General features: G+C 72.6%; 12 protein-coding genes. 7 read left to right on the top strand and 5 right to left on the bottom strand.

Going from position 1 to position 12,623, the window contains the following annotated elements:
• Positions 1 to 30: 30 nt before the first annotated feature.
• Positions 31 to 1,482 carry a PLP-dependent aminotransferase family protein gene (locus tag LCG91_RS02980; protein ID WP_224442437.1) on the bottom strand — a complete coding sequence of 484 codons (1,452 nt, stop codon included), beginning with the start codon at positions 1,480 to 1,482 and terminating at the stop codon, positions 31 to 33.
• Positions 1,483 to 1,543: 61 nt separating this feature from the next.
• Here LCG91_RS02980 and LCG91_RS02975 point away from each other — a divergent pair, with 61 nt between their 5' ends.
• Together LCG91_RS02975 and LCG91_RS02970 are read left to right on the top strand one after the other, a co-directional pair.
• Positions 1,544 to 2,290 carry a YczE/YyaS/YitT family protein gene (locus LCG91_RS02975; RefSeq protein WP_224442436.1) on the top strand — a complete coding sequence of 249 codons (747 nt, stop codon included), beginning with the start codon at positions 1,544 to 1,546 and terminating at the stop codon, positions 2,288 to 2,290.
• Positions 2,233 to 3,102 carry a sugar phosphate isomerase/epimerase family protein gene (locus LCG91_RS02970; protein ID WP_224442435.1) on the top strand — a complete coding sequence of 290 codons (870 nt, stop codon included), beginning with the start codon at positions 2,233 to 2,235 and terminating at the stop codon, positions 3,100 to 3,102. The genes LCG91_RS02975 and LCG91_RS02970 overlap by 58 nt, the downstream gene beginning before the upstream one ends.
• 69 nt (positions 3,103 to 3,171) lie before the next feature.
• Here the strand turns inward: LCG91_RS02970 and LCG91_RS02965 are convergent, their stop codons facing one another.
• From LCG91_RS02965 to LCG91_RS02950, 4 genes are read right to left on the bottom strand one after another with little or no spacing between them, the layout of a single operon-like run.
• A complete protein-coding gene (locus LCG91_RS02965) occupies positions 3,172 to 4,203 on the bottom strand; it encodes a Gfo/Idh/MocA family protein (RefSeq protein WP_224442434.1) in 1,032 nt (343 codons plus the stop codon).
• Positions 4,200 to 5,216 carry a Gfo/Idh/MocA family protein gene (locus LCG91_RS02960; protein ID WP_058750482.1) on the bottom strand — a complete coding sequence of 339 codons (1,017 nt, stop codon included), beginning with the start codon at positions 5,214 to 5,216 and terminating at the stop codon, positions 4,200 to 4,202. The genes LCG91_RS02965 and LCG91_RS02960 overlap by 4 nt, the downstream gene beginning before the upstream one ends.
• A 38-nt stretch (positions 5,217 to 5,254) precedes the next feature.
• A complete protein-coding gene (locus LCG91_RS02955; RefSeq protein ID WP_224442433.1) occupies positions 5,255 to 6,343 on the bottom strand; it encodes an ROK family protein in 1,089 nt (362 codons plus the stop codon).
• A complete protein-coding gene (locus LCG91_RS02950; protein ID WP_224442432.1) occupies positions 6,340 to 7,560 on the bottom strand; it encodes an ROK family transcriptional regulator in 1,221 nt (406 codons plus the stop codon). Before LCG91_RS02950 ends, LCG91_RS02955 begins: the two co-directional genes overlap by 4 nt.
• A 139-nt stretch (positions 7,561 to 7,699) precedes the next feature.
• On the opposite strand from LCG91_RS02950, the gene LCG91_RS02945 reads away from it, so the two are divergent.
• The 5 genes from LCG91_RS02945 (at position 7,700) to LCG91_RS02925 (ending at position 12,573) form a co-directional block, all read left to right on the top strand.
• Entirely contained in the window at positions 7,700 to 8,656 is a 957-nt protein-coding gene (locus LCG91_RS02945) for a carbohydrate ABC transporter permease (RefSeq protein WP_082688224.1), read from the top strand.
• A 10-nt stretch (positions 8,657 to 8,666) separates the two neighbouring features.
• The gene (locus LCG91_RS02940) at positions 8,667 to 9,569 is read left to right on the top strand and encodes a carbohydrate ABC transporter permease (protein WP_058727436.1); all 903 of its coding nucleotides are present in this window, start codon (positions 8,667 to 8,669) and stop codon (positions 9,567 to 9,569) included.
• A gap of 85 nt (positions 9,570 to 9,654) precedes the next feature.
• On the top strand, positions 9,655 to 10,962 hold the full coding sequence (locus LCG91_RS02935; RefSeq protein ID WP_224442431.1) for an ABC transporter substrate-binding protein: 1,308 nt from the start codon (positions 9,655 to 9,657) through the stop codon (positions 10,960 to 10,962).
• Positions 10,963 to 11,125: 163 nt separating this feature from the next.
• Positions 11,126 to 11,995, top strand: coding sequence for a DUF4097 family beta strand repeat-containing protein (locus LCG91_RS02930; RefSeq protein WP_224442430.1), 870 nt, complete (start codon positions 11,126 to 11,128; stop codon positions 11,993 to 11,995).
• Entirely contained in the window at positions 11,992 to 12,573 is a 582-nt protein-coding gene (locus LCG91_RS02925; protein WP_224442429.1) for a PadR family transcriptional regulator, read from the top strand. Before LCG91_RS02930 ends, LCG91_RS02925 begins: the two co-directional genes overlap by 4 nt.
• Positions 12,574 to 12,623 lie beyond the last annotated feature (50 nt).

Below are 12,623 nucleotides of genomic sequence, written 5' to 3'. Positions count from 1 at the left end.
ACGTGGATCCGTGGACGGACGTGCGACCGGTCAGACCACCGCGGCGAGCGATCCCCGGGTGCCCGAACCCTCGCCGCCGATCCGCGACCACGCGCGCCCGAGCACGTCGACCAGGCGCTCCCGGTCCGCCGCTCCCATGGTGTACGGCACGCGGAGGAACCGCTCGAAGCCACCGTCGGGTCCGAACACCCCGCCGGAGGCGAGCACCACCCCCTCGGCACGCGCGGCCAGGACGAGTGCGCTCGACACCGGGCGACCGAGCCCGACCCACGTCGTCAGCCCACCTGCCGGGGACGGCACGTCCCACTCGGGCACCCGCGCGCGCAGGCCGGCCACGAGCTCGTCGCGACCGGTGCGCAGGAAGGTGCGCCGTGCCTCCAGGACGGCCGCCGTCCGCGGGAGGAGCTCGCGCGCGACGAGCTGGTCGAGGACCGGCGTGCCGAGGTCGCCCGTCGGACGGGCGAGCAGCAGGCGCTGCAGGAGCTCGGGGGCCGCCCGGACCCAACCGATGCGCAGCCCGCCCCAGAAGACCTTGGCGGCCGACCCGATCATGACGACCGAGGCGCCCGACGGCTCGGCCACGGCGAGCGGGGGCGCGGGGTCGCCGTCGATGCGGAGCTCACCCATCGTCTCGTCGGCGACGACCGTCGTACCGGTGGTCGCCGCGACCTCGAGGAGCACCCGTCGGGTGTCGGCCGTCATGGTCGCCCCCGTCGGGTTGTGGAGCTCGGGCATGACGTACGCGACCGCCGGAGCCGTCCGGCGCAGGGTCGTCTCGAGCGCAGCCGCGTCCCAGCCGGTGCGGGCGTCGACGGGCACGCCGACGAGCCGCGCGCCGGCCTCGCGGAAGGCCTCGTGCGCGTGCGGGTAGGTCGGTGACTCGACGAGCACGGTGTCGCCGCGACGGACGAGCACGCGCGCGAGCAGCGCGATCGCGTGCTGGGCCCCGATCGTGACGACGACCTGCGAGGGGTCGGTGGGCAGCCCCCGCTCGGTGTAGCGCGCGGCGATCGCGGCGCGGAGCCCGGGGTCGCCGACGGTGTCGTAGCCGATGCCGGCGAGGGCGGCGGGGACGTACCGGACGGCGCGCTCGACGGCCTCGGCGACCTCGGGCGCGGCGTGCAGCGCGGCCTTGCGCAGGTCGAGCAGGTCCCCGGGCACCACGCCGCCGAGCCGCTCCGGGTCCGGCCGGCCGGCCAGGTCCCGCGGCAGGTGCACGACGCTGCCGGACCCGCGCAGCGACACGACGAAGCCGTCCTCCCGCAGCCGGGCGTACGCGTTGGCGACGGTCGTCCGCGACACCCCCAGGGCCTCGGCGAGCCCCCGCTCCGCCGGCAGGCGCACACCGAGCGGGACCCGTCCGTCGATGACGAGCACGCGGACGGCGTCGGACAGCGCCTCGTACGCGGGGGCGTCGGTGCCGTCGCGCCAGTCGGCGAGCAGCAGGGCGGCGGCACGGGCGCTGAGGGAGACCGGGGGCACGGAGCCACGCTAACCCGATTGGCTCTCGACCACCAGGCCAATCGACCGGCACGATCGTGCCGTGTCCCGTCCCACCGCACTCGTGTTCCGCTTCGCCCAACTCGCCGTCGGGCTCTTCCTCTACGGCGCATCGACCGCCCTGCAGGTCCGCGCCGTGGTCGGCGTCGGGTCGTGGACGGTGCTCACCCAGGGCCTGGAGAACGTGCTGCCGTGGTCGTTCGGCGTCATCACGGTCGTGTCGAGCGTCGTCATCCTGCTGCTCTGGATCCCGCTCCGCCAGAAGCCGGGCATCGGCACGTTGTGCAACGTGCTGGCGATCGGACCGTCCGCCGACCTGGTGCTCTGGCTCGTACCGGAGCCGGACGGCCTGGTCCCCCGCGTCCTGCTGTTCGCCGCGGGGCTCGCGCTGCTCGCGGTCGCGACGGCCTGCTACATCGGCGCCGGGCTCGGCACCGGGGCCCGGGACGGCCTGATGGTCGGCGTGCACGAGCGGTTCGGCTGGCCGCTCTGGCTCGCGCGCACCGTCATCGAGGTCACCGTCGTCCTGGTCGGGTGGCTGCTCGGCGGCGACGTCGGGGTCGGCACCGTGGTCGCGGCGTTCGCGATCGGGCCGATGGTGCAGCCGCTCATGCCGCTGTTCCGCCGCCTGCCGTGGTCCCCGACGCGGACGGACGACGGGACGACCCGCTCCGTCCACGGATCCGGAACGACCCCTGGTGGCGACGAGACCGCTGCCGCTAGGGTCGCGCCATGCGACTCGGAGTCTCGTCCTACAGCTACGCCCGCTCGCTCCAGCGCGGTGCGCTGACGATCTTCGACGTCGTCGACCGCGTCGCGGACGCCGGCGGCCAGCACCTCGAGATCGCGGCGGGCGGGTTCGGAGACGACCTGCCCCGGCAACCCGAGCTCGTCGACCGGCTGCGTGCGCACGCCGCCGCCCGCGGGATCGGGCTCGCGAATCACGTGATCGGTGCGGACTTCTCGGACCCGGCGACCGTCGACGCCGAGGTCGCCCGCGTGCACGAGCACCTCGACGTCGCGCACCGGCTCGGCATCACGCACCTGCGCCACGACGTCGTCCCGTGGGCCTGGCGGGACGCCGACCACGCGGAGTTCGAGCGGGTGCTCGCGCAGGTCGTGCCGGTCTGCCGCGCGGTCGCCGAGCACGCCGCGACGCTGGGCATCACGACGATGGTCGAGAACCACGGCTTCGCCTTCAACGACAGCGAGCGGATCCTGCGGCTCGTGCACGAGGTCGACCACCCGGGCTTCCGCGCCCTGCTCGACGTCGGCAACTTCGTGTGCCTCGACGACGACCCGCTCCGCGCGGTGCAGCGGGTGCTGCCGGTCGCGGCGGTCGTGCACCTCAAGGACTTCCTGGTGCGCGAGACCCCGCCCGCGGCGGACGGCTGGCTCACCACGCTGGCCGGTCGCGCGGTGCTCGGCACGGTCGTCGGGCACGGTGACCTGCCGCTCGGCCGGATCGTGGAGCGGATCGTCGCGAGCGGGTTCGACGGGCCCGTGTCGATCGAGTTCGAGGGGCTCGAGGACGACGTGGACGCCGTCGAGCGCGGCCTCGCGAACGCACGCCGCCTGTGGGCGGCGGCCGGCGGTTCCTGAGTCGGCCACTCGACGGTCTGGAGGCGCGTGGCGGGCCCGCCACGCGCCTCCAGACCGTCCTCGGTCGGGTCAGACGGACCGGACCCGCACCGTCTCGCCGGTCGCGGCCGACTCCTGCGCCGCCAGCACGATCGCCAGGGTGCGCAGTCCCACGGCCACGTCGGGCTGGGGCTGCTGGCCGGAGCGGACCGCACCGACGAAGGTGTCGAGCATCGCCGCGTCGAAGTCCGGTCCGTACGGCAGGACGACCGAGCGCCCGGTCGCGGCGTCGAGGCCCCGCACGCTCGGCCGGAAGAAGTCGACGTCGACCGATCCCTCGGTCCCGACGACGGTGAGCGCGAGCCCGCCCCACGTCGGCGAGGTGTCCGGACGGCTCCACGAGCAGTCGATCGCCGCGATCGTGCCGTCCGCGTAGGTGATCGTGACCAGGCCCGCGGTCTCGGCCTGCGCGCGCGAGGCGTGCAGCACGCGGTTCGTCACGGCGGTGACGGTCTCGGCCGGCGTGCCGTCCAGCAGCTCGTCGAGTAGGTCGGCGATGTGCACCACGTGGTCGACGATCGCGCCGCCGCCGGACAGCTCCGGCTCGGTGAACCACGAGCGGGTGAGCGGCAGCATGCCGTTGTTCGCCCCGCGGACCGAGAAGACCTCGCCGAGGCGGCCGGACCGCTTCGTCGCGGCGAGCCGGGTGAACGTGCTCGCGAACCGGACCGGGAAGGCGACCATGAGCAGCACGCCAGCGGCCTCGGCGGCGGCGCGCATGGCGAGCCCGTCCTCCCACGTCGTGGCGAGGGGCTTCTCGCAGAGCACGTGTGTCCCCGCGGCGGCGGCCTGTTCGACGAGGGCCCGGTGCCGGGCGTTCTCGCTCGTGACCACGACGGCGTCGACCCCGCTCGCCAGGAGTTCCTCGACGGTGTCGACGTACGCGACCCCGAGGGCGTCGGCGAGCTCGCGACCGCGCAGGTCGACCAACTCGGTGCCCGTCGAGGTACCGTCCGGGTCGGTGCCGACGACCTCGACGTCGGGCATCGCCTGCAGCGCCGACAGGTAGGACAGCGCGTGCGTGTGCGCGAAGGACAGGACACCGATGCGCAGGGCGCTCATGCCGTCGCCCCCTCGTGCGGCCCGGTGGCCGGGACGGGCTCGAGGTCGACGGGCTGCCCCGTCGCGACCGACCGCAGCGCGGCGTTGACGATGCGGACCGCGGTGGCACCGTCCTCGGCGGAGACGCGGGGCACGGCGCCGCCCCGGAAGGCACCGAGGTACTCGCGGATCTCGAGGAAGTACGGGTCCTCGGCGGGGTCGAGCTCCGGCAGGTCCCCGCCGACGCCCGCCTCGTCGAGGAGCTCGGCGGTGTAGTTCCGCTCGGAGCGGGAGTCGTGCGACAGGCTGCCGAGCGTGCCGGTGGCCGAGAACTCGGTGACGAACGGCAGGTGCGCCGGCCCCCAGATGCCGGCGACGTGGCTGATCGCCCCGGACGCGTGGGTGAGCAGCACGTGCGCCGCCTCGACGGGGTGGTCGACGGTGCCCTTCCGGACGTGCACGGCGCTGACCCGGACGACGTCGCCAGCGATCCAGCGGGCGATGTCCAGGTCGTGGATCATCTGGTCCATGATGATGCCGCCCGACAGCTCGGGGTCGGCGAACCAGGCGGACCGGGTCGGGAACGCGCCGGAGCGGACGAACCGCAGGACGGCCAGTTCGCCGAGCTGCCCGGCCTCGACCGCGGCCTTCAGCCGGACGTACTCCGGGAAGTAGCGGACCACGTGCGCGGGGTAGAGCTGGCGCCCGGCCTCGTGCGCGAGCCGGACCAGGTCGTCGGCGTCCGCGTCGGTTCGGGCGAGCGGCTTCTCGCTGATGACGTCCTTGCCGGCGGCGAGCGCGGCGCGCACGACCTCGGCGTGGGCGTACGTGGGGACGACGACGTCCACCACGTCGACACGGGCGAGGAGTTCGTCGAGCGAGTCGACCACCTCGCCGCCGTGTGCCGCGACGAGGTCCTCGGCGCCGACCTCGGAGTAGACGACGACGTCCCCGATGCGGAGCAGGTTCGGCAGGTGCGCGTGGGCGATCACCCCCGCGCCGACGAGTCCGATCCGGAGTCGCTGAGCGGTCATGGGGTCCTCCTGGTTCGTGGGTGGAGCGGTGTCCGTGGTCATGGGGTCGGGTCCTGTCCGGCGGCCGGCGTCGTCGCGGCGGGCGGCGCCGTCGCGGCGGCCGGCGTCGTCGGTGCGGGGCTCGATCCCGCGGCGGTGCGGGCGAGCAGGGCGGCTCCCGCCAGGCCGGCGCCGGAGCCCGCGAGGGACTGCTCGATGCGGGGCGCAGGCCGCCAGCCGAGTCGGGCGTCCACCGCGGTGCGCAGCGGGGCGAGCAGGCGCTCCCCGGACTCGCCGAGTCCACCGCCGACGACGACCACGGCCGGGTCGAGCACGGCGGACAGGATCGCGATGCCGGCGGCGAGCGCGTCGACCGCGTCGTCCCACACCGCCGCGGCGACCGGGTCGGTGTCGACGGCGGCGACGATCTCGTCGGTCGCCCCGTCGATGGTGCCGCCGCCCTCGCGGTAGCGGCGCCGGATGTGCCGTGCGGAGGCGTACACCTCGACGCAGCCGCGCTGCCCGCACGTGCACTGCTCGCCGCCCGGTCGGACGCAGACGTGCCCGACCTCGCCGGCACCGCCCGCCGCGCCGACCACCAGGCGACCGTCGACCACCAGGCTGGCGGAGACCCCGGTGCCGATCGGGATGAAGACCATCTCGGTGACGTCCCGACCCGCCGCGGTGCGGGCGGCGATCTCGGCGGTCGCGGCGGCGCGGGCGTCGTGCGCGACGGCGACGGGGACGCCGTACCGGTCGCGCAGGAGCGCGGCGAGCGGCAGGTCGTGCCAGTCGAGGTTCACGGCGACGAGCACGGTCCCGGTCTCGGCGTCGACGACCCCCGGCGTGCAGAGGCCGATGGCGGCGAGCGGGTTCCCCGCGGCCGTGGCGGCCGCGGCGAGGCGGTCGACCACGGCGGTGACGGCGGCGAGCGCGGGGCCACCGACGGCGTCGGCGTGGTCGACCGGCCCGAGGGTGGGCACGACCACGCGGTCGAGGACGACCTCGCCGACCCGCACCATCCCCTTGACGGTCGTCCCGCCGACGTCGACGGCCACGATCGCCCCGGACTGCTCCGGGCTGCCGGATCGCGCTGCGCTCGTCGAGCGCGGCGATGGGCTCGTCGGGCGACGCGCCGGGCTCGTCATGCGCTGCGCTCCGCCGCCGCTCGGGCGAGCTCGTCGATCCGCGCCGGTGCCAGGACCTCGTCGATCGCGAGCACCGTCGCACCACGGATGCCGGCGTCCCGCGGCGAGGCGCTCGCCCGGACGTCGAGGGCGTCCGCGACCATCGGCAGGCACGACCGGTACAGCTCGCCGCGGATCGTCGCGACCAGCACGGAGGACGCCGACATCGCGCCCGCGAACACGACCTCGCTCGGGTTGCAGAAGTTCACGATGCCGGAGAGCACCCGGCCGATGTGCTCCCCCGCCCGGCGGAGCTCGTCGAGGACGACCGCGTCGCCCTGCGCGGCGAGCGCGAGCACGTCGCTCGTCCCGCTCACCTGACGTCCGGCCGCGCGCAGCCGGGCGACGATCGCGCCACCGGACGCCACCGACTCGAGACAGTCCGGCACGCCGCAGGTGCAGCCGATCGCGGCCTCGCCGTCGACGGGCGTGTGGCTGATCTCGCCGGCGGCGCCGCTCACCCCGCGGTGCAGTCGCCCGTCGAGCAGCACACCCGAACCGATGCGGGTGCCGAGCTTCACCGCGACGAGGGTGCCCGTGCGGTCCGGGCCCGGACGTTCGGCCAGGGCGATGAGGTTCGCGTCGTTCTCCACGAGCACCGGGGCGTCGGTGTGCTCGGCGAAGAGCTCGGGCAGCACGGCGCCGTGCCACGACGGCTCGAAGGACGGTGTCGCGATGCTGCCGCCCGGGTACGACACGGGTGCGGGCACGCTGATCGCCGCGCCGCGGAACCGGGTCGTGTCCAGGCCGCTGTCGCGAGCGAGCTCGACGAACCGGTCCCACAGCGCGGCGACCGAGGCGCGTGGCCCCGCGGCGACCGGCACCGTCGCTGCACCGTGTTCGAGCGCGTCGGTGTCGGCGACGATCCGACCGGCCAGGTCGGTGAGCACGATGCGCACGTGGTGGGCGCCGAGGTCGGCCGCGGCGACGAAGCCGGCGTCCGCGACGAGTTCGAGGCGGCGAGCGCGTCGACCACCGCGGGAGCCCTCGGCGCCGCTCTCGCGGACGAGTCCGAGCGCGGTCAGCGCATCGACCCGGGCGGACGCGGTGGAGGGGGCGAGCCCGGTGCTCCTGGCGATGCTCGAGCGCGAGGTCGTGTCCGAGACGCGGATCAGTCGGAGGACGTCCCCGACGGACCCCGGACTCCGGTCCATGTCCTGGAAGTGCTGCTCGTGCATGCCGTCACTGTAGCGAGGAAACGGTCGGTTGCCGAACGAAGTCGTTGCAGATTCGACTATTTACTTTTGGTGATCGAACGGTAATCTGCTCGAAACAGCCGATTCCTAGCGTTCAACGACGAGCCAAGAGGAGGTCCGCATGACGAGTGCGGTTCAGAACCCGACCAGGGTGCGCGTTCCCGGTCGACGGTCGTCCACCGCGGACGCGAGCCGGATGGAACGACGCGAGGGCAGGGCGGGCTACGTGCTCATCGCCCCGACGACGGTGCTGCTGGCGCTGTTCTACCTGTACCCGCTGGCGCAGACGGTCTACTACTCGTTCACGGACTGGAACCCCGCGTCCGGCGAGACGAACGGCTTCGTGGGCCTGTCGAACTTCACCGGGTTGTTCCAGGACGGCGAGTTCCTGCGGGCCGCCGGCAACACCGCGCTGTACGTGGTGGTCGTGGTGCCGATCACGATGGCGCTCGGGCTGTTCTTCGCGGCACTGCTCGCCCAGCCGTTCCGTGGTCGTGGGGTCTACCGCGCACTGCTCTTCGTGCCGTACATCGCCCCGATCGTCGGCAGCGCGCTGATCTTCAGCTTCATCCTGTCGCCGCTCGGCGGCCTGGTGAACGGTGTGGTGACCGCACTCGGCGCTCCCCCGATCGGCTTCCTGACCTCGGAGCCGTGGGCGCTGGTCTCGGTGATCGTGTTCTCGATCTGGCAGGGGGTCGGCTACACGATGATCATCTACTCGGCCGCGCTCACGAACATCCCGGCCTCCTACATGGAGGCCGCGACGCTCGACGGCGCCGGACCGATCCGCCGCTTCTTCAGGATCTCGCTCCCCCTGGTCGCGCCGACCACGGGCTTCCTCGCCATCACCGGGGTGATCGGTGCCCTGCAGGTCTTCACGCAGGTCTACGTCCTGACCCAGGGCGGCCCGATCAACTCGAGCGAGACGATCCTCTACTACATCTACAACCAGGGCTTCGTGTTCTTCCACGGCGGCTCGGCCAGTGCCGCCGCCGTCCTCCTGCTCATCGTCGGCATCCTCGTCGCGGTCGTCCAGCTGCGGGTCATCAACCGCCGCGACCCCATCGAGCTGAACTAGGACCGCCACCGTGACCCAGATCGCCTCCCGCGCCCTCCCGTCGGACGCGCGCCGCGCCTCCCGTCCGCACCGCAGCCGCCCGTTCGGCGTGCTGTTCCGCAAGCACTCGCCCGCCGTCCTGCGGCACGTCATCCTGCTCGTCGCGGTCGTGCTGTTCTTCGGCCCGTTCCTCTGGATGCTGCTGACGAGCTTCAAGTCCTCGGAGGAGGCGCTCGCCTTCCCGCCGACCTTCCTGCCGCGGCAGTGGGAGCTGTCGAACTACACCGACATCTTCACCGTCGCCCCCTTCGGGCTGTACTTCTTCAACTCGACGGTGGTGGCCATCGCGACGACGGCCGGGCAGATCGTGACGAGCCTGGCCGCGGGCTTCGCGTTCTCGCGACTGAAGTTCAAGGGCAAGAACATCGTGTTCGTCGTCCTGCTCGCGGCGCTCCTCGTGCCGTTCGAGGTCGTGTTCACGCCGCTCATCACCCTGCTGTCGTCGCTGCACTGGCTGAACAGCTACCAGGGCCTCATCGTCCCGAACATCCCGTCGATCCTCGGCACCTTCCTGTTCCGACAGTTCTTCACCTCGTTCCCGAGCGAGATCGAGGACGCCAGCCGGGTCGACGGCGCCGGGGTGTGGCGGCGGATGTGGTCCGTCGTGACGCCGATGGCGACCCCGATGATCGGGTCCTTCGCGGTCCTGTCGTTCGTCTACAACTGGAACAACTTCTTCTTCCAGTTCCTCGTGGCGTCGCGGACCGAGTTCTTCACCGTCTCCGTCGGCCTCACGCAGCTGCAGTCGGCGAACGCGAGCCAGAGCTTCAACCTGCTGATGGCCGGCTCGACGCTGGCGATCCTGCCGGTCTTCATCGTCTTCATCATCTTCCAGAAGCAGATCGTGTCGGCCATGGCCGGCGGACTCCGCTGATCCCGTTCCCCCCTTCCGCACCATCCCTCGCTCCACTCCTCCTCATCACCCTTCGCTCCACCCGAAGTCCGAGAAAGGACGACTCATGCGCAAGCGACTGCTCGGTGCCACGGCCCTCGCCGTGGGCGCCGCACTGGCCCTGTCCGGGTGTTCCGGCGGCTCCGTCACCGGCAACTCCGGCGGCAGCGGCGGCAAGACCACGATCACGGTCTGGCACAACTACACGGGGCCCCAGGCCACCGAGGTGAAGAAGCTCATCGACGAGTACAACTCCTCGCAGGACACGATCGACGTCCAGCCGCAGTACGCGGCTTCGTCCGACCAGTTCGACGCGAAGCTCATCAACGCGCTGAAGAACGACACCGGCCCCGACATGGTGCTCGGCGACAGCACGCCGCAGCAGACCGGCGAGGTCATCCAGACCGGCAAGGTCCTGCCGCTCGAGGACTACCTGTCCAGCGGTGACGTCACGAAGGACAGCTTCACCGAGGGCATGCTCTCGACCGGCGAGTTCGACGGCAAGCAGTACACGCTGCCGACCGACATCGGCGACTACGCCGTCGTCTACAACAGGGAGATGTTCAAGGAGGCCGGGATCACCGACACCCCGAAGACGTGGGCGGAGTTCCAGGACGACGCGAAGAAGCTCACGAAGGGCACGACCCAGTACGGCGCCTACCTGCCGATCGGCACCGGTGAGTGGCCGGTCTTCACGTGGCAGTCGATGCTCTGGGGCGCCGGCGGCGAGTTCCTCAACGAGGACAACACGAAGGTCGAGTTCAACAGCGACGCGGGCGTGAAGGCGCTCACGGCGTGGACGGACATGCTGCAGGACGGCTCGGCCTACCCGCAGTCGCTCCTCACCACCTCGACGAACGGCGCCGTCCCCGCGCTCACGTCGAAGAAGGCCGCGATGGCGATCACCGGTGCGTACGACCTGTCGACCATCGACAGCACGCTCGGCAAGGACAACGTCGGCGTCTTCGCGCTGCCCGGCATCGAGCAGCCCGCGATGAACCTCGGCACGAACAACTCCTACATCATCAAGACGACGTCGGCGAAGCAGGACGCCTCGTGGAAGTTCCTGCAGTGGTGGCTCAGCCCGGACACCCAGGCGAAGTGGGACATCGCGACCGGCCTGCTCCCCGCGAACCAGGCCACGGCGGACAACGCCACGTGGAAGAAGTACCTGGAGGAGAACCCGCGCCTGAAGGCCTTCGCCGACGAGCTCGAGTACGCGAAGGCCCGCCCGTCGATCACCGCGTACGGCGAGGTGAGCGCCGCCCTGTCGACGCAGCTGCAGTCCGCGATGCTGCTGAAGACCAGCCCGAAGGAGGCCCTCGACGCAGCGGCGGAGAAGGCCCAGGCGGCACTGGACGACGCCGCGAAGTAGGCCCCGACCTCAGGACGGCCCCGCTCCCGACCGGGAGCGGGGCCGTTCCGCGTCCCGACCCGGTACCGACCGGCCGTTCCGCGACCCGAACCGGTGACAACTCGCGGAACGCGATGTATCGTGACTTCACAGACGCGATACAACGCGAGTTCGAGGAGGCAACATGGCCCAGGAGAAGTGGCTCGTCGAGGAGCCCAAGGTGATCGACACCGGCATCGTCCGCGCCCTGCGCGTCGGACTCGCCGGCGGACAGGTCGACGTGGTGGCCCACGACGAGCCGACCGCCCGGGTCGAGGTACACGGCGTGTCCGGCAAGCCGCTCAAGATCGAACTGGACGGCGACACGCTCACCATCGACCACCCGCAGATCCGGTGGGACGACCCGCTCGGGTTCCTCAAGTCGTTCCGCGGCCGCGCCACCGCCGACGTCAGCGTGCTCGTCCCCCGCGACGCCCGGGTCACGATCGGCGTGGTCTCGGCCGGGGTCCTGCTCTCCGGCACGAACCGCGGTGCGTCGCTGAACACCGTTTCGGGCGACGTCGTCGTCGACGGGCTCGCGGGCGACCTCGCCGTGCACGCCGTGTCCGGCTCGACGACGGTCCGGGACCTCGACGGCGCGCTGACCCTCCGCACCGTGTCCGGCGACGTCGTCGCGACGGGAGCGATCCCCCGCTTCACGGCCGACGGGGTGAACGCCGACGTGGTGCTCGACCTGCAGGGCACCCCCGACGCCGCACGCATCAACACCGTGTCCGGCTCGGTGAGCGTCCGGCTCGAGGACGGCGTCCCGTACCGCTGCACCGTCAGCACGGCGTCCGGCACGCTGCAGTTCGACGACTCCGAGATCCGCGGGGTGCGCGGCTCCTACGTCAAGCAGGGCGGGGAGCTGTCCGGGCAGTGGCTCGACCTCAAGGTCAACTCGGTCTCCGGCGACATCGCGGTCCTGCACGCGCCGCCCGTGGCCGCGACGAACGGAGCGCCCACCCCGACCGCCCCGACCACCAACGACGACGAGACGGTGGTGCCCGAATGAGCCCGGTGTTCGCGCATGGCCACCTGCGCCTGTCGCTGCTCGCCATGCTCGCCGGCCGCCCGATGCACGGCTACGAGCTCATCCAGGCCCTCGGCGAGCGCTTCGGCGGCGCGTACGTCCCGAGCGCCGGGACCGTGTACCCGCGGCTCGCCAAGCTCGAGTCCGAGGGGCTCGTCACGAAGACCGTCGACGGCCGCAAGACCGTCTACGCCATCACCGACGCCGGTCGTGCCGAGCTCGACGCCCGCGCCGAGGAGCTCGCCGCCGTCGAGTCCGGGGTCGCCGACTCGGTGCGGTCCCTCGCCGACGGCGTCCGCGCCTCGGTCGGCGAGGCCATGCGCTCCCTCCGCGCCGACCTCGCCGCGAGCGCCCAGGCCCCGCGCGGACAGACCGCCGACGAGCCCGTCGACGTCCCGACGGAGGGCGCCCGCGCCCTGCGCGAGGTGGAGATGGCGATCGCGGCGTTCCGCCAGCAGGTCCGGGCGGACCTGCGTCGCCGGGCGACGCGCGGGACGCTCACCGAGGACACGGTGACGCGCCTGCGGGACGGCCTGGAGGCCCTGCGCCGCTCCGTCTGACGGCCGCCGGCGGACGGGTGGTGGCGATCCGCGCCTCCCGTCCGCTGCTC

This window comes from Curtobacterium sp. TXMA1, assembly GCF_020162095.1.
GTDB lineage: Bacteria > Actinomycetota > Actinomycetes > Actinomycetales > Microbacteriaceae > Curtobacterium.
Note: the sequence above shows the minus strand (reverse complement) of the source record. Positions and strands in the feature narration are given on the sequence as shown.